The sequence below is a fragment of the Allobosea sp. LjRoot237 genome, assembly GCF_964253285.1.
Classification (GTDB): domain Bacteria; phylum Pseudomonadota; class Alphaproteobacteria; order Rhizobiales; family Beijerinckiaceae; genus Allobosea.
Genome location: NZ_CAXUQP020000001.1, coordinates 315,346 through 341,873 on the forward strand (window position 1 = coordinate 315,346; position 26,528 = coordinate 341,873).

General features: G+C 66.3%; 27 protein-coding genes. 14 read left to right on the top strand and 13 right to left on the bottom strand.

Going from position 1 to position 26,528, the window contains the following annotated elements:
• Window positions 1–205: 205 nt before the first annotated feature.
• From ACSQ24_RS01435 to pdxH, 5 genes are all read right to left on the bottom strand, one after another.
• Window positions 206–646, bottom strand: coding sequence for a TIGR02301 family protein (locus tag ACSQ24_RS01435; RefSeq protein WP_436092963.1), 441 nt, complete (start codon window positions 644–646; stop codon window positions 206–208).
• The gene (locus ACSQ24_RS01440; RefSeq protein WP_436092964.1) at window positions 643–1,137 is read right to left on the bottom strand and encodes an NUDIX hydrolase; all 495 of its coding nucleotides are present in this window, start codon (window positions 1,135–1,137) and stop codon (window positions 643–645) included. The genes ACSQ24_RS01435 and ACSQ24_RS01440 overlap by 4 nt, the downstream gene beginning before the upstream one ends.
• The gene (locus tag ACSQ24_RS01445) at window positions 1,134–1,856 is read right to left on the bottom strand and encodes an SDR family NAD(P)-dependent oxidoreductase (RefSeq protein ID WP_436097805.1); all 723 of its coding nucleotides are present in this window, start codon (window positions 1,854–1,856) and stop codon (window positions 1,134–1,136) included. Before ACSQ24_RS01445 ends, ACSQ24_RS01440 begins: the two co-directional genes overlap by 4 nt.
• Window positions 1,857–2,063: 207 nt before the next feature.
• The gene (locus tag ACSQ24_RS01450; protein ID WP_436092965.1) at window positions 2,064–2,810 is read right to left on the bottom strand and encodes a DUF3800 domain-containing protein; all 747 of its coding nucleotides are present in this window, start codon (window positions 2,808–2,810) and stop codon (window positions 2,064–2,066) included.
• Window positions 2,810–3,412: a pyridoxamine 5'-phosphate oxidase gene (pdxH, locus tag ACSQ24_RS01455; protein WP_436092966.1), complete on the bottom strand. Its 603-nt coding sequence runs from the start codon at window positions 3,410–3,412 to the stop codon at window positions 2,810–2,812. The genes ACSQ24_RS01450 and pdxH overlap by 1 nt, the downstream gene beginning before the upstream one ends.
• Before the next feature lie 212 nt (window positions 3,413–3,624).
• Here pdxH and ACSQ24_RS01460 point away from each other — a divergent pair, with 212 nt between their 5' ends.
• The 3 genes from ACSQ24_RS01460 (at window position 3,625) to fabI (ending at window position 6,107) form a co-directional block, all read left to right on the top strand.
• On the top strand, window positions 3,625–4,014 hold the full coding sequence (locus ACSQ24_RS01460; protein ID WP_436092967.1) for an RT0821/Lpp0805 family surface protein: 390 nt from the start codon (window positions 3,625–3,627) through the stop codon (window positions 4,012–4,014).
• 235 nt (window positions 4,015–4,249) lie between these two features.
• The gene (locus ACSQ24_RS01465; RefSeq protein ID WP_436092968.1) at window positions 4,250–5,170 is read left to right on the top strand and encodes a DnaJ C-terminal domain-containing protein; all 921 of its coding nucleotides are present in this window, start codon (window positions 4,250–4,252) and stop codon (window positions 5,168–5,170) included.
• Window positions 5,171–5,267: 97 nt separating this feature from the next.
• Entirely contained in the window at window positions 5,268–6,107 is an 840-nt protein-coding gene (fabI, locus tag ACSQ24_RS01470; protein WP_436092969.1) for an enoyl-ACP reductase FabI, read from the top strand.
• A gap of 171 nt (window positions 6,108–6,278) precedes the next feature.
• Here fabI and ACSQ24_RS01475 read toward each other — a convergent pair whose 3' ends face one another.
• The 4 genes from ACSQ24_RS01475 to folP all read right to left on the bottom strand — a co-directional run bounded on the left by ACSQ24_RS01475 (window position 6,279) and on the right by folP (window position 8,589).
• A complete protein-coding gene (locus tag ACSQ24_RS01475; protein ID WP_436092970.1) occupies window positions 6,279–6,770 on the bottom strand; it encodes a hypothetical protein in 492 nt (163 codons plus the stop codon).
• A gap of 109 nt (window positions 6,771–6,879) precedes the next feature.
• Window positions 6,880–7,395 carry a 2-amino-4-hydroxy-6-hydroxymethyldihydropteridine diphosphokinase gene (folK, locus tag ACSQ24_RS01480; RefSeq protein WP_436092971.1) on the bottom strand — a complete coding sequence of 172 codons (516 nt, stop codon included), beginning with the start codon at window positions 7,393–7,395 and terminating at the stop codon, window positions 6,880–6,882.
• Window positions 7,385–7,759, bottom strand: coding sequence for a dihydroneopterin aldolase (folB, locus tag ACSQ24_RS01485; RefSeq protein ID WP_436092972.1), 375 nt, complete (start codon window positions 7,757–7,759; stop codon window positions 7,385–7,387). The genes folK and folB overlap by 11 nt, the downstream gene beginning before the upstream one ends.
• Window positions 7,756–8,589, bottom strand: coding sequence for a dihydropteroate synthase (gene folP, locus ACSQ24_RS01490; RefSeq protein WP_436092973.1), 834 nt, complete (start codon window positions 8,587–8,589; stop codon window positions 7,756–7,758). Before folP ends, folB begins: the two co-directional genes overlap by 4 nt.
• Before the next feature lie 143 nt (window positions 8,590–8,732).
• Here folP and ACSQ24_RS01495 point away from each other — a divergent pair, with 143 nt between their 5' ends.
• The 6 genes from ACSQ24_RS01495 (at window position 8,733) to ribB (ending at window position 16,980) form a co-directional block, all read left to right on the top strand.
• Window positions 8,733–9,329: a histidine phosphatase family protein gene (locus ACSQ24_RS01495; protein ID WP_436092974.1), complete on the top strand. Its 597-nt coding sequence runs from the start codon at window positions 8,733–8,735 to the stop codon at window positions 9,327–9,329.
• A 222-nt stretch (window positions 9,330–9,551) separates the two neighbouring features.
• Window positions 9,552–13,556, top strand: coding sequence for a Pls/PosA family non-ribosomal peptide synthetase (locus ACSQ24_RS01500; RefSeq protein ID WP_436092975.1), 4,005 nt, complete (start codon window positions 9,552–9,554; stop codon window positions 13,554–13,556).
• 96 nt (window positions 13,557–13,652) lie between these two features.
• The gene (locus ACSQ24_RS01505; RefSeq protein ID WP_436092976.1) at window positions 13,653–13,895 is read left to right on the top strand and encodes a type II toxin-antitoxin system Phd/YefM family antitoxin; all 243 of its coding nucleotides are present in this window, start codon (window positions 13,653–13,655) and stop codon (window positions 13,893–13,895) included.
• A complete protein-coding gene (locus ACSQ24_RS01510; RefSeq protein ID WP_436092977.1) occupies window positions 13,895–14,341 on the top strand; it encodes a type II toxin-antitoxin system VapC family toxin in 447 nt (148 codons plus the stop codon). The genes ACSQ24_RS01505 and ACSQ24_RS01510 overlap by 1 nt, the downstream gene beginning before the upstream one ends.
• Before the next feature lie 31 nt (window positions 14,342–14,372).
• Window positions 14,373–15,491, top strand: a complete 1,119-nt coding sequence (gene aroC / locus ACSQ24_RS01515; RefSeq protein ID WP_436092978.1) for a chorismate synthase — start codon at window positions 14,373–14,375, stop codon at window positions 15,489–15,491.
• 202 nt (window positions 15,492–15,693) lie between these two features.
• Entirely contained in the window at window positions 15,694–16,980 is a 1,287-nt protein-coding gene (gene ribB / locus ACSQ24_RS01520) for a 3,4-dihydroxy-2-butanone-4-phosphate synthase (RefSeq protein ID WP_436092979.1), read from the top strand.
• Between the two features lie 206 nt (window positions 16,981–17,186).
• Here ribB and ACSQ24_RS01525 read toward each other — a convergent pair whose 3' ends face one another.
• Window positions 17,187–18,116: a histone deacetylase family protein gene (locus tag ACSQ24_RS01525; protein ID WP_436092980.1), complete on the bottom strand. Its 930-nt coding sequence runs from the start codon at window positions 18,114–18,116 to the stop codon at window positions 17,187–17,189.
• A 235-nt stretch (window positions 18,117–18,351) separates the two neighbouring features.
• On the opposite strand from ACSQ24_RS01525, the gene ACSQ24_RS01530 reads away from it, so the two are divergent.
• Window positions 18,352–18,948 (top strand): L,D-transpeptidase, encoded by a 597-nt coding sequence (locus ACSQ24_RS01530; RefSeq protein ID WP_436092981.1) that lies wholly within the window; start codon window positions 18,352–18,354, stop codon window positions 18,946–18,948.
• A 118-nt stretch (window positions 18,949–19,066) separates the two neighbouring features.
• On the opposite strand, the gene ACSQ24_RS01535 is transcribed toward ACSQ24_RS01530, so the two are convergent.
• Window positions 19,067–19,873 (bottom strand): metallophosphoesterase, encoded by an 807-nt coding sequence (locus ACSQ24_RS01535; RefSeq protein ID WP_436092982.1) that lies wholly within the window; start codon window positions 19,871–19,873, stop codon window positions 19,067–19,069.
• Window positions 19,874–20,612: 739 nt separating this feature from the next.
• Complete coding sequence (locus tag ACSQ24_RS01540; RefSeq protein ID WP_436092983.1) at window positions 20,613–21,995, bottom strand: aspartate aminotransferase family protein; 1,383 nt, start codon at window positions 21,993–21,995, stop codon at window positions 20,613–20,615.
• Window positions 21,996–22,350: 355 nt separating this feature from the next.
• Here ACSQ24_RS01540 and ACSQ24_RS01545 point away from each other — a divergent pair, with 355 nt between their 5' ends.
• The 4 genes from ACSQ24_RS01545 (at window position 22,351) to ACSQ24_RS01560 (ending at window position 24,931) form a co-directional block, all read left to right on the top strand.
• Complete coding sequence (locus tag ACSQ24_RS01545) at window positions 22,351–22,881, top strand: YkgJ family cysteine cluster protein (RefSeq protein WP_436092984.1); 531 nt, start codon at window positions 22,351–22,353, stop codon at window positions 22,879–22,881.
• Between the two features lie 17 nt (window positions 22,882–22,898).
• The gene (locus ACSQ24_RS01550; protein ID WP_436097806.1) at window positions 22,899–23,297 is read left to right on the top strand and encodes a VOC family protein; all 399 of its coding nucleotides are present in this window, start codon (window positions 22,899–22,901) and stop codon (window positions 23,295–23,297) included.
• An 18-nt stretch (window positions 23,298–23,315) separates the two neighbouring features.
• Window positions 23,316–24,344, top strand: coding sequence for a P1 family peptidase (locus ACSQ24_RS01555; protein ID WP_436092985.1), 1,029 nt, complete (start codon window positions 23,316–23,318; stop codon window positions 24,342–24,344).
• A gap of 92 nt (window positions 24,345–24,436) precedes the next feature.
• A complete protein-coding gene (locus ACSQ24_RS01560) occupies window positions 24,437–24,931 on the top strand; it encodes a hypothetical protein (protein ID WP_436092986.1) in 495 nt (164 codons plus the stop codon).
• Here the strand turns inward: ACSQ24_RS01560 and ACSQ24_RS01565 are convergent.
• Window positions 24,907–26,391 carry an amidase family protein gene (locus tag ACSQ24_RS01565; RefSeq protein ID WP_436092987.1) on the bottom strand — a complete coding sequence of 495 codons (1,485 nt, stop codon included), beginning with the start codon at window positions 26,389–26,391 and terminating at the stop codon, window positions 24,907–24,909. The genes ACSQ24_RS01560 and ACSQ24_RS01565 overlap by 25 nt on opposite strands.
• Window positions 26,392–26,528: the final 137 nt, after the last annotated feature.

Sequence of the window (26,528 nt, forward strand, 5' to 3'; positions counted from 1 at the left end):
GCCATCACGGTCTTTAAGAAAGGTTAATTCACGGGGGACAATTCTGCCTAAGAATGGCGCAGCCTCGTGCCGAAACTGGATCGCCGTGCGTCCTGTCGAACGCAAAATGGCGATCCATCCTTTGCCGGAGCATCGGATTGCTCCGAAAAGTGGCATCCATTTTTCGGTCCGAGGCTCTAAACTAAAGTCAGAGACGGATCCGGCTCTAGCCACCGAAGCGGCTGGCGAGCGCCTTGGCCAGCTTTTCACCCTCTACGGCGAGGCGGGCCGAGGCCTCCTGGCTGCCGTCGCTGCAGGTGCGATGCGTCGCCGAATAGGCGCGATAGCCGCGATTATAGGCGCTCGCCAGCCGCTCGCGCCTTTGCGGGCTGCGGCCTTCCGATTCGAGCAGCGCGGCCATCCGTTCGCGCCAGTCCTGTGCCTCGCGGGTCTCGCAGAGCGTGCGCAGATAGGCGAGCGAACCGATGATCTCGGCGAGCTTCAGCAGTTGTGGTTCATAGGGCGGCGGCGGTGATTCGGGCTCTGCCGGCGGCGGCTCGGCGGGCCGCTGCTGCGGCTGCGCCGGCCGCCGTGCCTGCGCCAGCAACGCCTCTGGGTTCGCGGCAAGCACGGCCAGAAGCAGGGCTGCGAGCGCTCGCCTCGTCATGCACCAGTGCCGCGCGTGACGATGGCGGCGGCGCGGCGCAGCACGTTTGCGAGCTCGCGCGTCGTCGGCAGGCCTCCGAGCTTCAGCGGATCGGCCCACATCACCGCACCGGCCTCGGGGCCGGGCTTAGGCTCGCCGGAGAGCCATTCCCCGACATAGGACGCGATGACGAAATGGTGGGTGACGACGCCCTTCGGATCGCGGCCGACGATCTCGACATGACGGTTGAAGCCGAGGATGCGGGCGCTGACGCCGACCTCCTCCTCGAGCTCGCGCAATGCCGCCGCTTCCAGGCTCTCGCCGGCCTCGACCTTGCCGCCAGGCAGTGACCAGAGCTGATCGGCTGGCGGTTTGGTCCGTGTCGCCAGCAGGACCTTGCCGTCACGGAAGACGGCGATCGAGGCGGCGAGCACCGGGCGTGCTGCCGCGCGAGCGGGGTTGGGGAAGCGGATGACCTGCCCGCCGTCTTGCCCGCCGCTCTCGTCACTCACACGTGCTGCCCGCCATTGATGTGCAGCTCGGCGCCGGTGACGTAGCTCGAGGCGTCCGTGCAGAGGAAATGGATCGCCTTGGCGACCTCCTCGGTCTTGCCGAGCCGCCCGAGCGGCAGGGTCGCGACGATCTTCTCGGTGCCGGGCGAGAGGATGGCGGTGTCGATCTCGCCGGGCGAGATCGAGTTCACCCGGATGCCGAGCGGCCCGAAATCGGCCGCCATCTCGCGGGTCAGGCTGGCGAGCGCCGCCTTCGAGGTCGCATAGGCGGCGCCGGCGAAGGGGTGGACGCGCGAACCGGCGATCGAGGTGACGTTGACGATCGCGCCCTTCGCCGCGGTCAGCTCGTCGAGCAAGCCGCGCGCCAGCATGATCGGCGCGAAGAAATTGACCTGGAAGACCTGGTGCCAGTCGTTGAATGAGGTCGTCGCAGCGCCGAGCCGCCCGCCCTTCGGCCCCTTGGGCGAGATGCCGGCATTGTTGACCAGCGCATTGAGCTTGCCGCCCTCGGCCGCGAGCCGCTTCTTGATCTCGGCGATGCCGCGCATGGTGTCCTCGGGGTCGCCGAGATCGATCTGGACATGGTCGTCGGCACCCGACGGCCAGGGGCATTTGTCGGAGAAGGTCTGGCGCGAGCAGGACAGGATGCGCCAGCCGGCCATGGCGAACTGCATGACCGTGGCGTGGCCGATGCCGCGGCTGGCGCCGGTCAGCAGCATCACCGGGCGCTTGCCCGGTTCCGTTTTCGGAAAGTCGAATTTCGGCATGGCCATTTGGGCTATTTGCTCCGATTTACCGATTCTGCGTTGGCTGACATAGGAATTTTTACTTGACTTTTTATGATCAATTCACTAGCTATCATGTAAATGGAACGGGAATGCTCGTTCGGCGCTGGGCCTCGGGGAACTCCTCGGGGCCCTTCGCTTTCAAGGGAATATTTTGAGACCATAACCAGGTACGCGACCATTTGGGCCACGGCGTAGCTTGGGTTCGATCAGCTCGAAAGCACGGTTGGCCTGGGCCGGATCAATAACGTGCCGACCTATCGGATGCGCGACCAGATCGGCGAGCTGCAAGCCGGTTGAATTGTTGCGCTTGTCCATGAATCGGATGGCCAGATTGTCGATTCGACCCAATGCATTTTGACCGTCGGCGATCCTCCTGAACTCCAATTCGAGCTTGGCATCTTCAGCAGCCCCACGCCGCTCGACCACGATATAGGTCAACGGTTCGGATTGATTACGCTCGCGCAGCCAATGCTGAAGGCGCTCGATACAAAAGGCGAGAGCGATCTCATAGGGGTTTCTGGGGTTCGCATAGCGTGCTCGGTGACGCGGCTTGTCGATAACTGCCGCGATCACTGTGAACGGCAAATCCTCCATCGTCGCGTTCATCCGCTCGACGAACGCAGCGCGTGTTCGCGCATTCAGCAGGATATTGAAGTCGCCCTTCGCTTTGCGAATGTCATGGCTATGCATGATGACGCAATCGTGGCCCCAGAAGTCAAACTTCAGCTTCTGCATGCGCGGGACGATGGTGTCGTAGTAGGCCGCCTTTTCAATGATACAGAACGCGAGCACGAAAACAGGATTCTGCGGGTTGATCGCAGTCAGGCTGTGATCACCGCTTTCGTCGACATAGACGATGTAATCACTGAACTCGTTGCCAGGCATCAGGGGTAGAGCCGCGCCTTCGTCCAGGCTTCGCCCGGGGCGGAGCGGCGGAAGACGATGCGATCGTGCAGACGGAAGGCGCCGTCGCGCCAGAATTCGATATACACCGGGGCGATGCGAAAACCGGTCCAGTGTGGCGGACGCGGAATCTCGCCGATGCCGAATTTCAGCGCATAGCTCGCCACCGCCTTTTCAAGCGCGAACCTGCTCTCGAGCGGGCGGGATTGCTGCGAGGCCCAGGCGCCGATGCGGCTGTCGCGCGGACGCGACTGGAAATAGGCGTCCGCCTCGGCGTCGCTGACGCGGCTGACCGGGCCGCGGATACGGATCTGCCGGCGCAGGCTCTTCCAGTGGAACAGCGCAGCCGCCTTGGGCTGGCGGTCGAGCTCCTCGCCCTTCTGGCTTTGCGTGTTGGTGTAGAAGACGAAGCCGTCGGGGCCGCGGCCGTTGAGCAGGACCATGCGGACATTGGGCAGGCCGTCGGCGTCGACCGTCGAGAGCGCCATGCCGTTGGGGTCGTTCGGCTCGGAGGCCTTGGCCTCCTCCAGCCAGCTCTCGAACAGGGCGAAAGGCTCGTTCGCCTCGGTGAAGTCACCGCTCATTAACGCATTCACGTGCTTAGTCCTCGATAGGTTCAGGAAGCGTTGGGCGAGCGCGATCCGTAATGCGATTTGAGTTGGCAGTCATATATAGAGCGCGCGGGCGAGGGGGCCAGAGGCCGCGTGAGCGCAGTCCCCTTGCGCGCGGGGCATCGCTCACCGGTGCGCTGCTAGTTGGACTCGCGGCGGCTGGCTGCTCGATCTCGTTCCCGATCATGGGCCTGTCGAGCAAGGCCGAGGACGAGGTCGCGATGACGACGGCCTCGGTACTGCCGGCCCGTGCCGTCGAGGGCAGGAGCCCACTCGCCAATCTGGCTCCCGATCTCGGTCCCGAGGACTGGCGCCGGGCCGAAGGCGCGCTGGCGCTGGCGCTCGATCCGCAGGGCAATGGCGCGCCGGTCTCCTGGGACAATGCCCAAAGCGGCATGAAGGGGATGTTCACGCCGGTCGGCGGCCCGTTCCTGAAATCGGACGAGATCTGCCGCGCTTTCCTGGCCTCGATGAGCCTGCAGACCGGTCCGGTGAAGCTGCAGGGGACCGCCTGCCGTCCCTCCGGCGGTGAATGGGTGGTCAAGGATGCAAAACCGTGGAAAGGCGCGGCCTGAGAGCCCACCTGGAAACTCTACTTCGGCAGCCATCTGACGGCGTTTTCTGCGCTTCCGGTGCTCACGGACCAATGTCCGCTGCGCTCCGGTTCTCAAAAACACCGCCACCTGGCGTGCCATAGCGAGTTTCCAGCTGGACTCTGCTTAGGATTCCTGTTGCCAAGACGCCACAGTCTTCCCATCTAGGAGGCGGTTCCGCTACGCCGGAATACGAATCCTCCGGGGGTGTTTTTGAATGCGTGATCCGTATCAGGTTCTGGGCGTGGCGAAATCGGCCGATGAGGCCGAGATCAAGAAGGCGTATCGCCGCCGCGCCAAGGACCTGCATCCCGACCGCAACCAGGGCGATCCCAAGGCGCAGGAGCGTTTCTCCGAGCTGAACACCGCCTACGAAGTCCTCGGCGACACGGACAAGCGCAAGCAGTTCGACCGCGGCGAGATCGACGCCGAGGGCAAGCCGCGCTTCGCCGGGTTCGAAGGCATGGGCGCCGGGCGCCGGGGCGCCCATCATGGCGGCTTCGAGTTCAACTTCGACGGGGGCGGAGCGCCCTTCGGCCGCGGTGGCGCCGATCCGGGTTTCGACCCGGCCGACATCTTCGGCTCGCTCTTCGGCGACGCGGCCAGGCGCGGTGGACGCGGCCGGGCGAGCCAGCCGCAGAAGCCGCCGGAACAGAGCTTCACGCTCGAGGTCAACCTGGCCGAAGCGGTCAATGGCGCGATGCGCCGGGTGAAGCTGCCGGGCGGGCGCGAGGTCGAGGTGACGATCCCCGAAGGTGTCGCCGACGGCAAGGTCATGCGCCTGCGTGGCCTCGGCCAGACGCACCCACTCACCGGCGAGACCGGCGATGTGCTGATGACGATCAAGGTCCGGCCCGATCCGCGCTTCACCGTCGATGGCGCCAACCTGCGCACGCGTGTCGCAGTGCCGCTCGTCACCGCGGTGCTGGGCGGGCCGATCCATGTCCCGACGCTCGGCGGCGCCGTCGAGATGAATGTGCCGCCGCTGACCGGCACGGCGCGCCAGTTCCGCCTGCGTGGCAAGGGGCTGCCGGGCGAGAAGAAAGGCGAGCGTGGCGACCTGTTCGTCTCGATCGATATCGAGATGCCGGCCGAAGACGCCGAGCTGACTGCGCTGATGAAGGCGCGGGCGGGCTGAACAGGATTTCGGCAGACGAAGCTTTCACAGCTTCGCCGCCTCAGTTATGAGACCGTCCGGTTCTCTTTTGCCGGTTCGTCCAGTTCGAAGGTCTCAGATGCCTGAATCCAGCAGCGCCGCCCCGACCGCCAACCTTCTCCGGGGCAAGCGCGGTCTCGTCATGGGTGTCGCCAATAACCGCTCGATCGCCTGGGGCATCGCCAAGGCGGCCGCGGATGCCGGCGCCGAGCTTGCCTTCACCTATCAGGGTGATGCGCTGAAGAAGCGGGTCGAGCCGCTGGCGAAGCAGCTCGGCGGGCATGTCGTCGGCCATTGCGACGTCACTGACGGCGCGACGATCGACGCGGTCTTCGCCGAGGTCGAGAAGCTCTGGGGCAAGCTCGACTTCGTCGTCCACTGCATCGCCTTCTCCGACAAGGACGAGCTCACCGGCCGCTATGTCGACACGACCGAGGCGAACTTCTCGAAGTCGCTGCTGATCTCCTGCTATTCCTTCACGGCGATCACGCAGCGCGCCGAGAAGCTGATGCCGGATGGCGGCTCGCTGCTGACGCTGACCTATTACGGCGCCGAGAAGTGGATGCCGCATTACAACGTCATGGGTGTCGCCAAGGCGGCGCTGGAATCGAGCGTGCAGTACCTCGCTGCCGATCTCGGCCCCCAGAAGATCCGCGTCAACGCGATCTCGGCCGGGCCGATCAAGACACTGGCGGCCTCGGGCATCGGCGATTTCCGCTACATCCTGAAGTGGAACGAGTACAACTCGCCGCTGCGCCGCACCGTCACCATCGAGGAGGTCGGCGAGACCGCGGTCTTCCTGGTCTCCGACATGTCGCGCGGCATCACTGGCGAAATCATGCATGTCGACGCCGGCTACCATGTCGTCGGCATGAAGGTTCCGACCGCGCCGGACATCTCGCTCGACAAGGGCGAGTGAGATCAGGCGCGTCGCGCTTGGTCAACTTTCGAAAGAGCAGCGTTTCGGCCGGCCCGCGGATTCTCGAGGACGGCCGGGCAGCCTGAAAAAATCGCCGCGAGCGTTCCGGCGCCACCGCCATCCAGGGGCGACGCCGCTTCTGCGTGCCCTGGATGACGGGTTCAAGTGTCGTCAGTTGATCGACTTGATGCTTCCGAAGATGGCGTCGAGTTCCTTGCCATGGCCTTCGCGCTCTTCGTCCGAGCCCCAGACCGTCAGCATGATGACGCGACTTTCACCGGCCGGCAGCAGGATGAAATCGACCATGGTCGGGCCGTTCTCGTCAGTGGTGCGATACTGGAAGATGGTCGCCGAGATACCGTTGAGCGGTGCTTCAGCCTTGATCGGCTCGACCTTCTTGATCTTGTTTTCCTTCATCCAGGCGTCGTTGGTCGCCATCATCTTGTCGATGTTGCGGGCACTGGCGAACTCGACAGAGAAGAAGACCGACTCATCCTGCGGGCGAGCCGAATAGCCGAACTCGATTTCCTGGGTCTTCCAGTTGTCGGGCACGGTGATGGTGATGGCCGGGTTCTTGGTCGGGACCGCGAAGTTCTTCGCCAAAGCGGGCGCGATCATGAGCAACGCGGCCATGGCCACGGCGAATGGGCGAGCAATTGTCATCTGTCAGCATCCCCTGAGCCAGGTTCTCGATTTTTATCCTGCGCCAGCCCCTCGTGCGCCGATTGCCGTAGTGGCGCAATCGCTCGTCGCAGAAACGTTGGGGGGACAGTTAATCGGCTTGCAGGAGCCGCAGACGCTCCGTCGCCTCGTCGTCGTGCCGTACCGTCTGGTCGGCCAGGCCGTCGCGGAGTCCAGCCACACTGCATCCACCGATGACGAGTTCCGGCGCGATCTCGGCGAGCGGCGCCAGCACGAAGGCCCGCTCGGCGATGCGTGGATGCGGAACCTGCAGGCCGGGCTGGTCGATCGTCTCTTCGCCATAGGTCAGGATGTCGATGTCGAGCGTGCGCGGACCCCAGCGCTCGCGGCGCTCGCGGCCACTCTCGCGCTCGATCGCGAGGCAGAGCGCGAGCAGGTTGTCGGCCGATAGCGAGGTCTCGATCAGCACCGCCATATTGCGGAATTCCGGCTGGTCGAGCTTGCCCCAGGGCGCCGTGCGCCAGACCGAGGAGGTGCGCTTCAGCTCGACGGCGGTGTGATCGCACAGCCGTGCCAGCGCTGCCGCGAAGGCCGCGACCGGATCGCCGAGATTGCCGCCGAGGCCGAGCGTCGCCTCAACGCTCACGCGTGAAATCCAGCTTGATGCCGACCGATTCCATCCGGCCGGGAATGGGTGGAGCCGGCTTGCGCAGCGTGACCGCGACCTTGGTCACTGCCGGATATTCCGCCAGGATCGCCTCGGCCAGCGCCCGCGCGGCTGCTTCCAGCAGCTTGAAGCGCTTGCCGGAGAAGGTGCGCGTGACCAGGCCGACGACCTCGCCATAGTCGACCGTGTCGGCGAGAGCGTCGCTGAGCGAGGACGCGCGCAGGTCGCAATCGAGGACGAGGTCCATCGAGAAGCGCTGGCCGAGCCGGCCCTCCTCGGCGAAATGGCCGTGATAGGCGTAGAGGTCGAGCGCCTCGATGAAGATCTGCCCGGTCGCGCTCATCGTGCTTCTCCAATCGCTGCCCAGATCTTCAGCGCATCGACATGCTCGTCGACGTCATGGGCGCGGATGATGGCGGCGCCTTGCGTGACGCCGTAGAGATGCGCGGCGATGCTGGCGGCGACGCGCTGCGCCGGAACCGCCTTGCCGGTGACATGGCCGAGCACCGATTTGCGCGAAGCGCCGAGCAGGACCGGGCAGCCGAGTTCGGCGAGGCGACCGAGCTCCTTCATCAGCAGCAGCGATTGCTCGGCGGTCTTGCCGAAGCGGCCGATGCCAGGATCGACGACGATCTGGCTGCGCGGCACGCCGGCCTCGGTGGCGATCGCGATCGAGCGTTCGAGGAAGCGCATGACGTCGGCGAGGATGTCGAGGCCGGGATCGACCTCCTCGCGGTTGTGCATCAGGATGATCGGCGCACCATGGCGGGCGGCGACGCCGGCAATGGCGGGATCGCGCTGGGCGCCCCAGACATCATTGACGATCGAGGCGCCGGCCTTCAATGCCGCTTCGGCGACTTCGGCCTTGTAGGTGTCGATCGAGATCGGAATGTCGCTTTGGGCGACGATGCCCGTGATCACCGGCATGACCCGGGCGAGCTCGCTGTCCGCATCGAGGCGGACGTGGTCGGGCCGGGTTGATTCACCACCGACATCGACGATGTCAGCGCCTTGCTGCGCCAGCTTCAGCCCGTGTGCGACCGCAACCGCAGGGTCGGCGAAGAGGCCGCCATCGGAAAAGGAATCCGGGGTGACGTTGACCACGCCCATCAGCAGGGGCCTGGCGCCGAGGCTAAGCCTGCGGCCGTCCGGCAGTATGAGCGTGGCGTTCATGCGGCGATCGAGCGATGCGAGAACCTGCCTCTTACACAGGGCTTCGATGCGCGGCCACCACAAAGCTCACGAGGCCGCGAGGCTAGCCCTGCGGCGCTTTCGTCGCTTTGACGCGCTGGGCCTCAGCGTGCATGAGGCGGGGCATGACTGTCTTGACGATTCCCGGTCGCCTCTTCCTCGTTCGCCACGGCGAGACCGACTGGAATCGCGAGGGCCGATTGCAAGGCGGAAAGGACATCCCGCTCAATGGGCTCGGTCGCATGCAGGCCGAAGAGGCGGCGCGCCGGCTCAAGGCGCTGACGCCCGATTACGCCACCGTGGACTATCTCTCTTCGCCGATGGAGCGGGCGCGCGAGACCATGACGATCCTGCGCCGCGAGCTCGACCTGCCGCAGCAGGAGTTCCGCATCGACGAGCGTCTGCGCGAGCTGACCTTCGGCGACTGGGAAGGCTTCACCTGGCGCGAGATCCGCAAGAGCGAGCGCGAGCTCGCCCAGGCCCGCGAGCGCGACAAATGGGGCTTCGTGCCGCCGGGCGGCGAGAGCTACCGCATGCTGGCCGAACGCATCCGGCCGGTCCTCGAAGGGCTGGCGCCCGATACGGTGATGGTCAGCCATGGCGGCGTCGCGCGGGCGGTGCTGGCCCTGATCGGCGCGGTCGGCACGGTCGATGCCGCACGCGTCGAGATCTGGCAGGGCAAGATCCTGGTGGTCGAGGGCGGCAAGGCGACGTGGATGTGACAGTCGGGCGCAGGCGGCGGGCGGACACTTGACCGCACCCACGTCTTCACGCTTGCCGTTCAGCAGCGGTTAAGCCAAGTCTGCTCATGTACGGTCGGCAGGCGAGCTTCCGCGCGGCTGCGGGTGTCCGGCCTGGGATTTACGGACGCGTCGTCGCGGGGAGGCGGGCGTTCGGCGTGAAGTGCAGTCCAGGCGCAACGCCGGGACCTGCGGCGGGGCAGGATGAACGACATCACGACATCGGCGGGCACCGCCGATTCAGGCGCAACCGCGCTCGCGATGCTGGCGGGCGAGAAGCGGCCGGAGTTGCTGCGCGACGAGGTGCTTGCCGAGATCTTCGCGGCGAGCGTGTCGGCGCGCCCCGATCATATCGCGATGATCTCCGGCGAGCGCCGGCTGAGTTATGCGCAGGTCTGGGTGGAGGCGCAGGCGCAGGCCCGCGGCCTTGCGCTCGCGGGCGTCGGGCCGGGCGACATGGTCGGTCTGTGGATGCCGCGCGGCATCGACCTGCTCGTGGCGCAGATCGCGATCACGCTCTCCGGCGCCGCCTGGCTGCCCTTCGATGCGGAAGCGCCGGTCGAGCGCATCGCCATCTGCCTCAACGATGCCGATGCCAAGGGTCTGGTGACACAGACCGATTGGAAAGCGCGTGCCGCGGCGACGGAACGCGTGGTCTGGTGCCCGCAGCAGCTTGCCGAGGCGAACGACGGCCAGGCACTGCCGGCGCGGGCGCCGGGGCTGACCCAGGACCACCCCGCCTACCTGATCTACACCTCGGGCTCGACGGGCACGCCCAAGGCGATCGTCATCAGCCAGCGCAACATCTGTCATTTCCTGCGCTCCGGGAACGCGCTCTACGGCATGGGTCCGGAGGACGTGGTCTTCCAAGGCGCCTCGGTCGCCTTCGACCTGTCGATGGAAGAGATCTGGACGCCCTATCTCGTCGGCGCGACCCTGTTCGTCGCGACGCCGCAGATGATGGGCGACGTCGAGAAGCTGCCTGCGGTCCTGACCGAGGCCGGCGTCACCGTGATCGACACGGTGCCGACCCTGCTCGGCATCCTGCCAGCCGACGTGCCTTCGCTGACGCTGATCCTGCTTGGCGGCGAGGCGCTGCCGCCCTCGATCGTGCAGAAATGGTCGAAGCCGGGCCGGCGCATCTTCAACACCTATGGGCCGACCGAGGCGACGGTGGTGGCGACCGCCGCCCCGGTCGAGCCGGGCGATACGGTGACAATCGGCAGACCGATCCCGAACTACACCGCCTATATCGTCGACGAGGAGATGATGCTGACCGGCGTCGGCCAGCAGGGCGAATTGCTGATCGGCGGCCCGGGCGTCGCCAAGGGCTACCATCTGCGGCCGGAGCTGACGGCCGAGAAGTTCATCGCCAATCCGTTCGGCGGCAGCGGCGGCGATCCGATCCTTTACCGTTCCGGCGATGCCGTCAGCCTCGATGAGAACGGCAACATCGTCTTCCACGGTCGTATCGACGACCAGGTCAAGATCCGCGGCTTCCGCGTCGAGCTCGGCGAGATCGAGACGGCGCTCTCGGACGAGGCCGGCATCAGCCAGGCGGCGGTGGTGCTGCGGACCGATGACGGCATCGAGCGGCTCGTCGCCTTCCTCGTCGGCGAGCCCGGCGTGCAGATCGAGGGAACGGTGCTGCGCGCCTCGCTGCGCGAGAAGCTGCCGCCCTACATGATTCCAGCGCATTTCGAGCCGATCGGCTCGTTGCCGCGCATGGTCTCCGGCAAGATCGACCGCAAGATGCTGAAGGCGGCGCCCCTGACGGCGCCGGCCGCTAGCGGCGAGCAGGAGCCGCCGCGCAACGAGACCGAGGCCGCTTTGCTCGACGCGGCCAAGCGCGTTCTGGGGGCACAGGCCCTGCCGCTGGAAGCGGACTTCTTCGTCGATCTCGGCGGCCATTCGCTGCTGGCGGCGCGCTTCATCTCGATCGTGCGCGAGACGCCGGCCTATGCCGGCATTACCCTGCAGGATGTCTATGGCGCGCGCACCTTGCGGGCGATGGCGGAGCTGCTCGCTTCGCGCGGCGTGCGGGCCGAGGAGGATCTCTCCTTCACGCCGCCGCCGCTGCTGCGCCGCTTCCTCTGCGGGCTGGCGCAGGCTGTGGCGCTGCCGATCATCATCAGCCTGTCGACGGCGCAGTGGCTCGGCATCTTCGTTAGCTACATGCTGCTCTCCGGCGAGGAATTGTCGGCGATGGCGCAGGTCTTCGCGCTGCTCGGCATCTATGTCGCGATCACCATCATCACCGGCTTCATCGCGATCGGCCTGAAATGGCTGGTGCTCGGCCGCACCACGCCCGGAATCTACCCGCTCTGGGGGGTCTACTATTTCCGCTGGTGGTTCGCCTCCCGCGTCGCCGGGCTCGTGCACATCAAATGGCTGCAGGGCACGCCGGTGATGCGCTTCTATTGGCGCCTGCTCGGCGCGAAGATTGGGCGCGACGTCATCATTTCCGATTACGAGGCCGGCGCCGTCGACCTCGTCGAATTGGGCGACGGCACGACACTCGGCTCGAAGACCACCTTCGCCAATGCCGAGGCGATCGGCGCCAACCTGATCATCGGCCGCATCAGCATCGGCAAGGATGTCTATGCCGGCTCCTCGGTGGTGTTCGGCCATGGCTGCCAAGTCGGCGACCATGCCGAGATCGGCGACCTGACCGCGATCGCGCCGGGGGCTCAGATCGGCGCGGCCGAGATCTGGGATGGCTCGCCGGCGCGCAAGACCGGCATGGTCGATCTCGAGGCCTTGCCGCCGCAAGCCGAGGCGAGCGGGCGGCGCCGGGCGGCGATGACGCTGTTCTACGTGGTCATGCTGATCGTCCTGCCGCCGATCAGCCTGTTGCCGATCTTCCCGGCCTTTTGGCTGTTCGACAGGATCGATGACTGGGTCTCGACCTGGTCCGACATCAGCTATCTCTGGTACCTGCCGATCCTGACCTGGCCGACGGCGATCGGCCTCATCTCCATCACCGTCTTCCTGATCGCCGCGCTGCGCTGGGCGATCCTGCCGCGCGTCTCCTCCGGCTCATACTCGATCCATTCCGGCTTCTACGCCCGCAAATGGACGGTGGCACTGGCGACCGAGGTGACGCTGGAGACGCTGTCCTCGCTGTTCGCGACGATCTACATGCGCTTCTGGTACCGGATGATGGGCGCCGGCATCGGCAAGGGCGCCGAGATCTCGACCAACCTGTCGGGCCGCTACGACCTGACCGGCATCGGCGCCGGCAATTTCATCGCCGACGAGGTGATCTTCGGCGACGAGGACATGCGCCGCGGCTATATGCGCCTCGCCATGACCACGACCGGCGAGCAGGTCTTCGTCGGCAATGACGCGGTGGTGCCGCCCGGCTCCGTCATCCCCGACAAGGTGCTGATCGGCATCAAGTCGAAGCCGCCGGCCAACGAGCTGATGTCGCCCGGTGACACCTGGTTCGGCTCGCCGCCGATCAAGCTGCCGACGCGCCAGAAGGTCGATCTCGGCGCCGACTGGACCTACAAGCCCTCGCTCGGCAAGCAACTGGCGCGCGCCGGCTTCGAGGCGCTGCACACCTCCTTCCCGGCGATGCTGTTCATCACCTTCGGCACCATCGCCGTCGATCTCGTGCTGCAGCAGAAGATATTCGACCGCGACTGGACCGGCCTGGCTCTTGCGTTCATGGGCTGCGCCGTCGTCATCGCGGTCGTCCAGGCGCTGATCTGCGCGCTGATGAAATGGCTGCTGATGGGCGTCTACAAGCCGGTGATGAAGCCGATGTGGTCGTTCTGGGCGATGCGCACCGAGGCGGTCTCGGTGCTCTACTGGGGCCTCGGCGGCAAGGTGCTGCTCGACTATCTGCGCGGCACGCCGTTCCTGCCTTGGTTCCTGCGCCTGTTCGGTGCGCAATACGGCCAGGGCGTCTGGCTGGATTCGACCGATATCACCGAGTTCGACTGCATCAAGGTCGGCGATTTCTGCACCGTCAACGCCCATTCGGCGCTGCAGACCCATCTCTACGAGGACCGGGTGATGAAGGTCGGCCGCGTCCATCTCGGCAAGGGCGTCTGCGTTGGCGCCGGCGCAACGGTGCTCTACGACACCCATGTTGGCGACTACGCCCAGATCGGCCTGCTCACCGTGATCATGAAGGGCGAGAACATCCCGGCGAACACGCGCTGGGAAGGCGCGCCGGCGGTGCCGGCGGCTGGGCACTGAGGTCGAGCGAGCGACGAGCCGTTCCATTACGCGGATCGACTTGCTCTCAGCCCACTTCGGCAATATATGACCATAGTAGTCATATCGGAGGTGGTGATGCGGGAGATCCAACTCAAAGACGCCAAGGCGACGCTTTCCGCGGTGGTGGATCAGGCGGTAGGTGGAACGCCCTCGATCATCACGCGCCATGGCCGCAAGGATGCGGTCATCCTGTCGTTCGAGGATTATGAGCGGCTGGCGCGCGCGCCGAGCTTCGGACGCCTGCTGGCGGCCTTTCCGGGCGAGCCGGAAGATATTCCCGAGCGCCACAGAGGGCCGAGCCGACCCGTCGATCTCTGATGTTCCTCCTCGATACCAACGTGATCTCGGCGTTGGCCCCCTCGAAGCGAGCTGCTGCGGGAGAGCTCGCCGCCTGGCTCGATCGGGCGAGCCCTTATCTGTTCCTCTCGGTCATCACGGCAGCGGAGGTGGCGGCCGGGGTCGTAAAGGCCGAGCGAGAGGGCGCGGGCACCAAGGCGCGCGCGCTGGCCGAGTGGTGGCAGGCGGTCGAGCATTTCTACGGAGCGAAGGTGCTGCCATTCGATCTGCGTTGCGCACATCGTGCTGGCCGCCTGCTCGATCAGGCAAGGGCGCATAGCCCCGGTTTTGAAGACATCGCCATTGCGGCAACGGCGGATGTACACGGCCTGACCGTGCTGACCAGAAATCTGCGGCATTTCTCGCCTCTGGACGTCGCGGCGCTTGATCCGTTTCAGGGGCTGCCACCGCTGCCTGAAACCGGATAAGAAGCGAGCGCTCTAGCCTTACCGGGTCCTCATGTCGCACAACACCTTCGGCCACCTCTTCCGCGTCACCACCTTCGGCGAGAGCCATGGGCCTGCGATCGGCTGCGTCGTCGACGGCTGCCCGCCGCTGATCCCGCTGAGCGAGGCCGAGATCCAGCGCGAGCTCGACCGGCGCCGGCCGGGCCAGTCGCGCTACACGACGCAGCGCCAGGAGCCGGACGCAGTCCGCATCGTCTCCGGCGTCTTTGCCGATGAGACCAGCGGCGAGCTGGTCACCACCGGCACCTCGATCGGGCTGATGATCGACAATGTCGACCAGCGCTCAAAGGATTATTCCGAGATCAAGGACAAGTACCGGCCGGGCCATGCCGATTTCACCTATGACGTGAAATACGGAATCCGCGATTATCGCGGCGGCGGCCGCTCCTCGGCTCGCGAGACGGCGATGCGGGTCGCGGCCGGCGCGATCGCCCGCAAGGTCGTGCCGGGGATGGTGGTGCGTGGCGCCCTGGTCCAGATGGGGCCGCACAAGGTCGATCGCGGCAACTGGGACTGGGAGGAGATCGGCCGCAACCCGTTCTTCTGCCCAGATGCAAAGGCGGCCGAGCGCTTCGCCGATTATCTCGACGGCATCCGCAAATCCGGCTCCTCGATCGGTGCGGTGCTGGAGATCGTCGCCGAGGGCGTGCCGGCGGGCCTGGGCGCGCCGATCTACGGCAAGCTCGACGCCGAGATCGCCGCGGCGCTGATGAGCATCAACGCGGTCAAGGGGGTCGAGATCGGCGAGGGCTTCGCCGCCGCCGAGCTCTCCGGCGAGGAGAACGCTGACGAGATGCGCGCCGGCAATGACGGCAAGCCGCTCTTCCTCTCCAACCATGCCGGCGGCATCCTCGGCGGCATCTCGACCGGCCAGCCGATCGTCGCGCGCTTCGCCGTGAAGCCGACCTCGTCGATCCTCTCGCCACGCGCCACGGTGACCCGCACCGGCGGCGAGGCCGAGATGTTCACCAAGGGCCGGCACGACCCCTGTGTCGGCATCCGGGCCGTGCCGGTCGGCGAAGCGATGGTCGCCTGCGTGCTGGCCGACCAGTATCTGCGCCATCGCGCCCAGGTCGGCGTCGTCGAGCCGCGTTGGCCGTTCGGGCAGTAAGGGGTGTCTGGATACTCCACCGTCATGCTCGCCCTTGTGGCGAGCATCCACGTCTTGACCACCGTACTTGGTGAAAGAAGACGTGGATGGTCGGGACGAGCCCGACCATGACGGGTAGGGTCTCGAGCGTTTGATTTTAGTATCACTGAAAAATTTTATCACCTTCATTGCGAATGAAGCGAGGGCGTATTAGCTTCGCCTCATGAAGCTCGACGCTTGGCTCCAGCAAACCAAGACCGGCCGCAGCGCCTTTGCGCGGCAGGTCGACCTGTCGCCGGCGAGCGTCACCGCGCTCTGCAACGATCCGTCCGCCTGGATTTCACGCGAGAGCGCCGAGCGCATCGCCGCCGCGACCGGCGGCGCCGTCACCCCGAACGACTTTCTGGGCCTGCAGAGCCCACGCGAGGCCGCCATGATCGCCAGCAATGTCGCCGAGACCGTCGAAGCCTTCGCGCGCGGCGAGATCGTCATCGTCACCGATGACGACGACCGCGAGAACGAGGGCGATCTCATCGTCGCCGCCTCGCTCTGCACGGTGGAGAAGATGGCCTTCATCATCCGCAATACCTGCGGTATCGTCTGCGCGCCGTTGACCGCGGGCGAGGCCCGCCGCCTGCGGCTCGACCCGATGGTCTCGTCGAATGATGCCCCGCTCGGCACCGCCTTCACCATCACCGTCGACGTCAAGCATGGACTGACCACCGGCATCTCGGCCGAGCAGCGCACCAACACGGTGCGGGCGCTCGCCAACGGCAATATGGGCGCCGCCGACTTCGTGCGGCCGGGCCATGTCTTCCCGCTGATCGCCAAGGATGGCGGCGTGCTGATGCGCTCCGGCCATACCGAGGCCGCCGTCGACCTCTGCAAGCTCGCCAGCCTGCCGCCGGTCGGCGTGATCTGCGAACTCGCCAATGACGACGGCACGGTGATGAAGGGCGCGCAGATCACCGCCTTCGCCCAGAAGCACGGGCTCAAGCAGATCACCGTCGCCGACCTGATCGCCTATCGCCAGGCGCGCGAGAAGCTGGTCGAGCGGGTCCACTCCTTCCCGGTCAAGACCGCGTTCGGCGAGATGACCGGCCATGTCTACATCACGCCCTTCGACGACACCCAGCATTTCGCCTTCGTCATGGGCAAGCTCGGCGATGGCGAGAAGGTGCCGGCCCGGCTGCATCGCGCCAATGTCGTGGCCGACGTGCTCGGCGGCGCGTCCTCGATCCAGTGCGCGCTGCGCCGCTTTCAGCAGGAGGGCAAGGGCGTGCTGGTCTATCTGCGCGACGGTTCGGCCGGGGTGCCGATCAAGAGCGTCGAGGGCGAGGAGGGCTCGGACGCGCTGCGCTCACAGCAATGGCGCGAGGTCGGCCTCGGCGCCCAGATCCTGCGCGACCTCGGCGTCGCCTCGATCATCAACCTGGCATCCTCGACCCGCGCCTTCGTCGGTCTTTCCGGCTTCGGCATCGAGATCGCCGAGACCGCGCCACTGGAGTGAGCGCCGCACGAATCGGCAGCAAAAGCACCACCGTCTTTCCGGGGCGGGCCGCAGGCCCGAGCCCGGAACCCAGAGCCGATGTCCTTTATCGTAGGGCGGCGATGTCCCCGCTTCTCTGAAGGCCGCATCGGTTCTGGGTTCCGGGCTCTTCGCTGCGCGAAGCCCCGGAAAGACGGCGCAGTTCCTTGCGAGCCGGAAGATCGGGTTCAGCCCCGCATCAATGCGGTGACATGAGCCGCGGCCGATTTCGACAGGCCCTCGAGATCGTAGCCGCCCTCCAGGATCGAGACGAGGCGGCCGCCGGCATGGCGGTCGGCGAGCTCCATCAGCTTCTGCGTCGCCCAGGTGAAGTCCGCTTCCTTCAGATTGAGGTTGGCGAGCGGGTCGCGCCAATGCGCGTCGAAACCAGCCGAGATGATGACGAGATCGGGCTGGAAGGCCTCGAGCCGCGGCAGGATCGCGCTCTCGAAGGCATCGCGGAAGGCATCGGTCCCATCGCCGGACCTGAGCGGCGCGTTGACGATGGTGCCGTGCTGGCCGCGTTCGGAGGGGGCGCCGGTGCCGGGATAGAGCGGCATCTCATGGGTCGAGGCATAGAGCACGCTGGCGTCGTCCCAGAATATCTCCTGCGTGCCGTTGCCGTGATGGACGTCCCAGTCGACGATGGCGACGCGCTCGGCGCCATGGGCCCGCTGCGCATGGCGCGCGGCGATGGCGGCGTTGTTGAAGAAGCAGAAGCCCATCGCCCTGTCGCTTTCGGCATGGTGGCCGGGCGGGCGCATGGCGCTGAAGGCGTTGGTCGCGCGTCCGGTCATCACCTCGTCGACGGCATGCACGGCGGCGCCGACGCCGTGCAGGACCGCAGGAAGCGTGCCCGGCGACATGATCGTGTCGGCGTCGATCTGCACCAGCCCGTCCTGCGGAGCGGCCGCAATGATCGCATCGGCATAGGCGGCGGGGTGGCAGAGCAAGACCTGCGCGAGCGTGCCCTCCGGTGCCTCGGCACGCTGCAGAAGCGCGAATCGTTCCTCTTCCAGAACCTGTTCGACGGCGCGAATCCGATCGGCGCGCTCGGGATGGCCGGGCGGCGTGGCGTGGCGAAGACTGGAGGGGTGGCTGATCAGAAGCGTGGTCACACCAAAGTCTCCGAAGTCGGTAGGCGGATCGGAACGGGCTCTAGGCCCCAAGCGTGACCATATTGTCACTGCAATGCAGCAAGACGCCAGAGCAAGGCTGGAACTTCATTGCCTCCGATTCATTTGAGCCGTAAGACCGGTCTGCGTTCGATCCGGGCCGTGCCTTGTCGGGTCACCGTTTTTTAACGAAGCATTCATCATAACGAGCGTCGTTTCGGCATCGGCGGTGGAAACCATGAAGCAGACTTTCGTTGCGGTGCTCGGCCTGTCGGTGCTTCTCGGCGCCTGCCAGTACAAGACGGTCCATGCGCCGTCACTGTCGGCGCGTGACGCCGAATACATGGCATTGGTGCCGAATTTCGAGACGCAGATCACGCATCTGCCTTACGAGATCAATGATCCGACCGGCGAAGAGCCTGGCACGATCATCGTCGATACCACCGAGAAGTTCCTCTACTTCGTCCTGCCGGGCAAGAAGGCGATCCGCTATGGCGTCGCGACCGGCGACGAGGCCTTCGGCTGGACTGGCACGGCGGTGATGCAGCGCAAGGCCGAGTGGCCGCGCTGGACGCCGCCCGCCGAGATGATCGCGCGCTGGCCGCATCTGGCGCCGCGCGCCGGCGGCATGGAGGGCGGGCCGGAGAACCCGCTCGGCGCTCGCGCCCTCTATCTCTACCAGAACGGCAAGGACACGCTCTACCGCATCCACGGCACCAACGAGCCGGAGACGATCGGCCGCTCGGCCTCGTCCGGCTGCATCCGGATGCGCAATATCGACGCGATCGACCTCTACAACCGCGCCGCGGTCGGCGGGAAGGTCATCGTCCGCTAGCGCGACGCGCCCGCTTCATCGTCATTGCGAGCGAAGCGAAGCAATCCAGGGGCGGCAGCACTCTACGCCTCCCTGGATTGCTTCGTCGCTTTGCTCCTCGCAATGACGGGAGAGGCCCTCAGCCCAGTTCGATCAGGACGATTTCCGGCGGCGCGCCCAGCCGGATCGGCATCTTGCTGCTGACGCCGAGCCCGGCTGTGACGATCAGGTTGCGACCTTCCTCGACGATATGGCCGTAGGCGTAGCGGTTGCCGTAGCGGGACGGCACCACCGGCGACCAGCCGAACAGCCTGACCTGGCCGCCATGGGTGTGTCCCGATAGCGTCAGGGCGATGCGCGCTGGAGCGCGAGCAAAGATATCCGGCTCGTGGGCCATCAGGATCAGCGGCGCGTCATCCGTGACCATGGCGAGCGTGCTTGCGAGATCGTCGATGCCGCGATGCGGGCCACGCCTTCCGGGAGGCTGCAGCCAGCGCGGGAACGCCCACTGATCGCCAAGGCCGGCAAGCCAGATCGGCCCGGCCACGGTGTCGAGCTTGAGCGCCTCGTTCTCCAGTACTGGAATGCCGACCGCTTGCAGCGCCGCTCCAGCCAGCGTCGGGCCGTTGCGTGCGCGCTGGGCGCGCTCGTCATGCCACCAATCGTGATTGCCGAGCACGGCAAAGCAGCCGTTCGGCGCCTGCAAGCGGGCAAGCTCCGCCGCCCATTCCGCCGGCCGCGGATCGCCGGGACGCCAGTCGCGGCTGGCGACGAAATCGCCGAGCAGGAGGATGAGGTCCGGTTTCAGCAGATTGGTCTGATCGACGATCTCGCCGACACGCGAGACCGGCATATACCCGCTGCCGACATGGATATCGCTGAGAACGGCGAGCCGCAGCCGCTTGCCCTCCGGCCAGCCGGCCGGCCTGAGCTTGTAGCGGGTCACGCCCTGATACGTCGGCTCCCAAGCATAGGCATAGCTGCCGAGCCCGACACTGGACAGAAAAAGACCGGCGAGAGTTTGAAGAACTCTGCGCCGGTCAAGCATGGAGGGTCTCAGTAGGAGGTCGTCGTATCAATCTTCGAAACCATTGCACAGGAGCGCCGGAACGTCCCTGTGCTGCGAGGTCAACGCGGCTGGGGCCCAGCGGGTTCCCGCCAGGATGGCAGGAATCGCGATCGGGCGGAAGCGCGATGCATAGGCCTCACGTGCGCTGGCATCATGGAAGCTGGCGGAACGGTGCGCGGGGTGGCGCGGCTTATGCGTCGACATGATCCTCGGTTTCCAGTTCATCGGGCCGGCGGTTCCTGGCCGCCAGCACCTGCAATGTCGCTGCCGATCGGGTCGGGCCGGCGGCGGCATCAAGGAATTCTCATGACGTTTTCATCGTCACACCGAGGCTTTGGTCAGCTTTGGCACAGTTTCGCAGGGGCAGGGGGCTCGACCGATGATGAAGAGCACGGGGAACCCTTCTCCCGTGTGGGAGAAGGGCAGGGATGAGGGCCCGCCCTATCCGTAAGAGGTCGCAGCGGCTCCGCGTCGCCCTGACAATCAGCGGCGGTCCCTCACCCCTACCCCTCTCAACTGATCTCGGGCTTGCCCGAGATCAGCGCTCAGAGTGATCGAAGTCGGGTAGACCCGACTTCGATGCGGGAGAGGGGATCCCGCGCTCAATTGTTTTCCCTCAGTCCGCGAGCAGGCCTTCCGCCTTGACCCAGTCGAGGGTCCTGGCGAGCGCCCGCTCGTAGCGGTCGAACATCTCGTCGATCTCGGCCTCGGTGATCACCAGCGGCGGGCAGAAGGCGACGCGATCGCCGCCGAGCGCGCGCAGGATCAGGCCTTCCTCCTGGGCGAAGCTGGTCGACTTCAGGGCGACGCCCTTCTTGGCCTCGAACTGCGCCTTGCTCGCCTTGTCCTTGACGAACTCGATGCCGCCGATCAGGCCGACGCCGCGGGCTTCGCCGATCAGCGGGTGCTCGGCGAGCCTGGTCAGGCGCTGCAGGAACTTCGGCTCGACCTTGCGGACATGCTCGATGATCCTGTCGCGCTGGTAGATCTCCAGCGTCTTGACCGCGACCGCGCAGCCCACGGGGTGGCCGGCATAGGTGTTGCCGTGGCCGAAGGTACCGATCTTCTTGCTCTGGTCGACGAGGACTTCGTAGACCGGTTCGTTGATCAGCACGGCGCTGAGCGGGAAATAGGCCGAGGTCAGCGCCTTGGCGCAGGACAGCGTGTCGGCCTTCATCTTGTAGGTCGTGGTGCCGAACATCTCGCCGGTGCGGCCGAAGCCGGTGATGACCTCGTCGGCGATGAACAGGACGTCGTATTTGGCGAGGACGGCGTTGATCGCCTCGAAATAGCCCTCCGGCGGGGTCACCGCACCGCCGGCGCCCATCACCGGCTCGGCGATGAAGGCCGCGACCGTGTCCGGCCCCTCGCGCTGGATCATCTCGTCGAGCTCGGCGGCCAGCCTGGCGGAGAAGTCGAGCTCGCTCTCGCCGGGTTGCGCGAAGCGATAATGGTGCGGGCAGGAGGTGTGCAGGACGTTCGGGATCGGCAGGTCGAAATCGGTGTGGTTGGCCGGTAGGCCGGTCAGCGAGGCCGAGGCGACGGTGACGCCGTGATAGGCCTTCAGCCGCGAGATGATCTTCTTCTTCTTGGGACGGCCGAGCGCATTGTTCATGTACCAGACCAGCTTGACCTGGGTGTCGTTGGCGTCCGAGCCGGAGGCGCCATAGAACACCTTGGAGATCGGCACGGGGGCGATCTCCTTCAGCTTCTCGGCCAATTCGATCGCCGGATCGTGGCTGCGGCCGGAGAAGAGATGGGTGAAAGGCAGCTTCTTCAGCTGCTCATAGGCGACCTCGGCCAGCTCCTGGTTGGAATAGCCGAGCGAGGTGCACCAGAGCCCGGCCATGCCCTCGATATAGTCCTTGCCGGAAACGTCGTAGACGAACACGCCCTTGCCGCGCTCCAGGATCAGCGGGCCGACCTCGCGATGCGTCGCCAGGTTTGTATAGGGGTGGACGAGCGTCTCGATGTCACGGACGGCGAGGTTGGTCAGCATGTCCCGGCTCCAGCTTTTACGCGTTGTTTATGCGAGCATAGACCGCGATCCGCGCAAGCGCTGAGCGATTTTCCTGCAGATCGGGGCAGAGTCTGGCGCGGGACGGGCAGGGTTCGTCGGAATCTTGAGGCGGCGTCAAACCACAGCCCTCATCCTGAGGAGCGATCCGCAGGATCGCGTCTCGAAGGATGCTCCAGCTGGTTCCCGAGCCTTCTGAACCATCCTTCGAGACGCCGCTTCGCGGCTCCTCAGGATGAGGGTCGATGAAGCATATTGCGCCTGGAACGATTCCAATCACGGCTTGCCAGCCGCGCGTCCGATGCGCATGGTGCCGCGCCTTTTCGTGGGGAGCTGCATGATCGATCCCGCCCGCATGGCGAACCAGCCGGCGCCCGGCCGCGACTGCGGCAGCTGCACGCTGTGCTGCAAGGTCTACGACAATCCCGATGTCGGCAGCGTCGCCGGGAGCTGGTGCCAGCATTGCCAGCCGGGGCGTTGCTGCAACATCTACCCGACCCGGCCGCAGCAGTGCCGCGATTTCTTCTGCCTGTGGATGACGCAGGGTTTCCTCGGTCCAGAGTGGAAGCCCGACAAAGCCCGCTTCGTGCTGACCATGGATCCGGCGACGAGCTGGCTGTTGGTGCAGCTCGATCCCGGCGCGCCGCAGGCCTGGCGCAAGGAGCCCTATCTGACGCAATTGCGCCGGTGGGCTGCGGCCGGCAACCGCCCGGTCGTCGTCTTCCTCAACAAGTCGGCGACCGCCGTCTTGCCGGACCGTGACGTGCCGCTCGGGGTGGTCGCAGCGGACGAGCGCCTGGTGCTGAAGGAGGAGTTGGCCGGCGGCCGGTCGCGCATGACGGTGGCCAAGGTCAAGGCGGCGGCGTGAGCGAGGCGGACCGGCCGATGCTTCACCATCTCTCGCTTGGGATCGCCGATATCGAGCGCGCCGTCGTGTTTTACGATGCGGTGCTCGCGCCGCTCGGCTACGTCCGCGTCTGGAGCGACCTCAGACCCGGCGAGACCAATCAGGCCGTCGGTTACGGCATCCCGGGCGGCGGCGATGCATTGGCGCTGAAGCATCGGCCGGACGGGCAGCGACCGCCGGGACCTGGGTTCCATGTCGCCTTCGCGGCGCCCGACCGGCAGGCTGTCGACCTGTTCCACCGCGCCGCGCTCCAGCATGGCGGGCGTGACAATGGCGCGCCGGGCCTGCGGGCGCATTACGGCCCGCATTATTACGCGGCCTTCGTCGTCGATCCCGATGGCCATCACATCGAGGCCGTGTTCAACGCGGCGATCTGATCGGAATTGGAGACTGCCTTGAGCAAGCGGGCGCGCGACTACGGCCTGATCTGCGGTTCGCTACCGTCGGGTCCGCTCAACGCGATCACCGACGTGGCCGGTGTCACCGTGGGCCATCGCACCGTGCGCGAGGGCGATGTCCTGACCGGGTTCACGGCGGTACTGCCGCATCAAGGTGACCTCTTCCGCGAGAAGGTTCGGGCCGGCGTCGAGGTGATCAACGGCTTCGGCAAGAGCGCCGGGCTGATGCAACTCGCCGAGCTCGGCCAGATCGAGACGCCGCTGCTGCTCGGCAACACCTTCTCGGTCGCGACCGGCATCGAGGCGCTGGTCGGGCGGGCGCTCGCCAACAACCCGGAGATCGGCCGCAGCACCGGCACGGTGAATTCGCTCGTGCTCGAATGCAATGACGGCTTCCTCTCCGACATCCGCGCCCGGCGCCTGACGGTCGCCGATGCGGAGGCGGCGCTAGATACCGCCAGTGGCGGGCCGGTCGAGGAGGGCGCGGTCGGCGCCGGTACCGGCATGAGCGCCTTCGGCTTCAAGGGCGGCATCGGCACGGCCTCGCGCCTGATCGAGCTCGACGGCCGCAGCTTCACCCTCGGCGTGCTGGTGCAGGCGAATTTCGGCAATGCCGGCGACCTCGTCCTGCCGGATGGGCGTCGCCCGGAGCCGCCGGCCGCGAGCCCGTCCCAGCCGCCGGAGCGCGGCTCGATCATCATCGTGCTGGCGACCGACCTGCCGCTGGAAAGCCGGCAGCTGACGCGCATCGCCCGGCGCTGCGGCGCGGGCCTGGCGCGGCTCGGCGCCTTCTGGGGCAATGGCAGCGGCGACATCGCCATCGCCTTTTCGACCGCGAACCGGATCGCCCATCACGACGAGCCCGATCTCGTCCCGCTCACCGTGCTCAACGAGAACCGGATCGACTTAGCCTTCCGGGCCGCAGCCGAGGCGACGCAGGAGGCGGTGCTGAACGCCATGCTCGCCACGCCGGAGACGGTGGGGCGGGATGGCAATCGCCGGCCGTCGCTGGCGGGGTGTTTGTGAAGGGTGGTCGGAGCGAAGTGGTGCGGATTGCACGCGAAAGTTGAGGTGCTATTAGTCTGAGTCGTACCGTCCGGTGATCGGAATCGAGAGCAATGAACGCCCGCTTCGTTTCGACGCTCGTCCTGGCGGCCCTTTTCTTTGCAGGAATGGCGATGGCTCAAAATGCTGCCGAGCAGGCCTTTTCTGTAGATTCGAAAGTCCGAGCCATGACCGAGGCCTATTCGCTCGACGCAGTCGATCATGCCAAAGCTCATTTCGGGGTCGGCCTGGATTGGTCCGAGCGAAGCATCAACGACGTCGAGAAGATCCTCGCTCAAATGAATGCGGCGTACGCGAACTCCAATCCTCGCCCGTCGGAGGATGAAATTTCTACGATCGCCAAGGCCTATGGCAGCTATGTCGGCGAGGTGTATCGCCGCCATCACGGCGCCGAATGGGGCGTGATGACACTCAATGGCGGCAGCTTCCCTGCCGTGAAGGCAAAATCCGGAACAGTTTTCTGGCCAATCGGACGCGCCTTGAACCGGATCAAGCTTGGAGCGGCGGAGAACGTTGCATTTTATTATCGGGGCTTGCTAGCCAAGTGAGTTCCCAGGCTCGCTGGTATCCTGAATCTGCCGCCCGCCCTCTCCAGCATCGCCCCGACAGCGATCGCGGTGCGGTCTTCACCGAAGGGCGCAATGATCTGGACGCCTGTCGGCAATCCCGCCTGCGATAGTCCGACCGGCGCCGAGAGCGCCGGCAGGTCGGCGCCAGTGGCGAGGCTCGCCCAGCACAGGAAGTCGAGATAGGGGCGCTCCACGCCGTCGATGTCGAGCCGGCGGGCATGGAAATCGGGCAGATGATCGTGCTTTTGCGCCGCGACCGGCGCCGGCGGGCAGAGCAGCACGTCGTAGTTCTGGAAGAAGCGGGCCCATTGCCGTTTCAGCGCGAGGCGGCGTTGGTGGATCTGCTGATAGAGGCCGGGCGTCATCCGGGCGCCGCGGGCCTGCAGCGCCTGGTGCGAGAGGTCGCCGGGCGCGAACTTCGCCGCTTGCGCCTGGATGCGGGCGCGCACCTTTGGCGGCAGGCCGTAGGCGACGACGGCGTGATTCAGCAGCGCATAGACCTCATAGGCCTCGGTGAAACGGAAGCCCGGGCGCGCGGTCTCGTCGACGAGTGCGCCCGCTTCGGCAAGGCGACGTCCGGCTTCGCGCACGGCCTCCGAGACCTCGCCGGTGACCGGCGCGAACGGTTCCTGCGCCCAGATTGCGACGCGCAAGCCCCTCGCCTCCGTCTTACGCGGGGCGGCTAGGGCGGCGCCGGCGACATTCGGATCGCGCGGGCCGGTCAGCACCGGCAGGATCAGATCGAGGTCTTCGGTGGCGCGGGCGATCGGGCCGGCGACGACGAGATCGGCATTGCGCAAGGTGCGCCGCTCCGGCGGCGGTGGGATCAGCCCCCAGGTCGAGACCAGCCCCCAGCTGGTCTTCAGCCCGAAGACGCCGCAGGCCTGCGCCGGCCAGCGGATCGACGAGCCGAGATCGGAGCCGAGCTCGAAGGCGCTCATCCCGGTCGCAACCGCGACCGCCGCGCCGCCCGAGGAGCCGCCGGGCGAGTAGTCGGGGTTCCAGGGATTGTTGGTGACGCCATGGGCGGGGTTGTAGCTCTGGAAGTCGCCGGAGAAGACCGGAACCATGGTCTTGCCGAGGATGACCGCGCCGGCCGCGCGCAGGCGGGCGACGGCGGCAGCATCTTCCGCCGGGACGCGCTCCTTATAGGCCGGCAGGCCGCCGGAGGAGGGCAGACCGGCGACGTCGAAAGCGTCCTTGATCGTGATCGGCAGACCTTCGAGCGGCCGGGCTTCGCCCGCTGCGATGCGCCGGTCCGACTCCGCGGCAAACGCCCGCGCCGCCTCTCGGTCCTGTGCGACGATGGCATTGAGGGAAGGGTTCAGCGCGTCGATGCGGGCGAAGGTGGCTTCGAGCAGCTCCCCGGCGCTGAAACGGCGCGCCAGCAGGTTGGCGCGCAGGCTGGTGGCTGAGGCGGTGAGATCGATCGAGGCCATCGGGGAATCCGGCGGGAGGAGGAGCAAGTCGTAGACCAGGGTCTCACCGGAGAACAGTAAAGCGCGGGAACCCCTCTCCCGAATGGGAGAGGGGTAGGGGTGAGGGACCGCCGCTGATTACTGGGGCGATGTGGATG

What these genes read in the sequence shown, in the direction of transcription:
- ACSQ24_RS01435 (WP_436092963.1), bottom strand. Translation starts at nt 646, where the DNA reads ATGACGAGGCGAGCGCTCGCAGCCCTGCTTCTGGCCGTGCTTGCCGCG.
- ACSQ24_RS01445 (WP_436097805.1), bottom strand. Translation starts at nt 1,856, where the DNA reads ATGCTGCTGACCGGCGCCAGCCGCGGCATCGGCCACGCCACGGTCATG.
- ACSQ24_RS01450 (WP_436092965.1), bottom strand. Translation starts at nt 2,810, where the DNA reads ATGCCTGGCAACGAGTTCAGTGATTACATCGTCTATGTCGACGAAAGC.
- pdxH (WP_436092966.1), bottom strand. Translation starts at nt 3,412, where the DNA reads ATGAGCGGTGACTTCACCGAGGCGAACGAGCCTTTCGCCCTGTTCGAG.
- ACSQ24_RS01460 (WP_436092967.1), top strand. Translation starts at nt 3,625, where the DNA reads ATGGGCCTGTCGAGCAAGGCCGAGGACGAGGTCGCGATGACGACGGCC.
- ACSQ24_RS01465 (WP_436092968.1), top strand. Translation starts at nt 4,250, where the DNA reads ATGCGTGATCCGTATCAGGTTCTGGGCGTGGCGAAATCGGCCGATGAG.
- fabI (WP_436092969.1), top strand. Translation starts at nt 5,268, where the DNA reads ATGCCTGAATCCAGCAGCGCCGCCCCGACCGCCAACCTTCTCCGGGGC.
- ACSQ24_RS01475 (WP_436092970.1), bottom strand. Translation starts at nt 6,770, where the DNA reads ATGACAATTGCTCGCCCATTCGCCGTGGCCATGGCCGCGTTGCTCATG.
- folB (WP_436092972.1), bottom strand. Translation starts at nt 7,759, where the DNA reads ATGAGCGCGACCGGGCAGATCTTCATCGAGGCGCTCGACCTCTACGCC.
- folP (WP_436092973.1), bottom strand. Translation starts at nt 8,589, where the DNA reads ATGAACGCCACGCTCATACTGCCGGACGGCCGCAGGCTTAGCCTCGGC.
- ACSQ24_RS01495 (WP_436092974.1), top strand. Translation starts at nt 8,733, where the DNA reads ATGACTGTCTTGACGATTCCCGGTCGCCTCTTCCTCGTTCGCCACGGC.
- ACSQ24_RS01500 (WP_436092975.1), top strand. Translation starts at nt 9,552, where the DNA reads ATGAACGACATCACGACATCGGCGGGCACCGCCGATTCAGGCGCAACC.
- ACSQ24_RS01505 (WP_436092976.1), top strand. Translation starts at nt 13,653, where the DNA reads ATGCGGGAGATCCAACTCAAAGACGCCAAGGCGACGCTTTCCGCGGTG.
- ACSQ24_RS01510 (WP_436092977.1), top strand. Translation starts at nt 13,895, where the DNA reads ATGTTCCTCCTCGATACCAACGTGATCTCGGCGTTGGCCCCCTCGAAG.
- aroC (WP_436092978.1), top strand. Translation starts at nt 14,373, where the DNA reads ATGTCGCACAACACCTTCGGCCACCTCTTCCGCGTCACCACCTTCGGC.
- ribB (WP_436092979.1), top strand. Translation starts at nt 15,694, where the DNA reads ATGAAGCTCGACGCTTGGCTCCAGCAAACCAAGACCGGCCGCAGCGCC.
- ACSQ24_RS01530 (WP_436092981.1), top strand. Translation starts at nt 18,352, where the DNA reads ATGAAGCAGACTTTCGTTGCGGTGCTCGGCCTGTCGGTGCTTCTCGGC.
- ACSQ24_RS01540 (WP_436092983.1), bottom strand. Translation starts at nt 21,995, where the DNA reads ATGCTGACCAACCTCGCCGTCCGTGACATCGAGACGCTCGTCCACCCC.
- ACSQ24_RS01545 (WP_436092984.1), top strand. Translation starts at nt 22,351, where the DNA reads ATGATCGATCCCGCCCGCATGGCGAACCAGCCGGCGCCCGGCCGCGAC.
- ACSQ24_RS01550 (WP_436097806.1), top strand. Translation starts at nt 22,899, where the DNA reads ATGCTTCACCATCTCTCGCTTGGGATCGCCGATATCGAGCGCGCCGTC.
- ACSQ24_RS01560 (WP_436092986.1), top strand. Translation starts at nt 24,437, where the DNA reads ATGAACGCCCGCTTCGTTTCGACGCTCGTCCTGGCGGCCCTTTTCTTT.
- ACSQ24_RS01565 (WP_436092987.1), bottom strand. Translation starts at nt 26,391, where the DNA reads ATGGCCTCGATCGATCTCACCGCCTCAGCCACCAGCCTGCGCGCCAAC.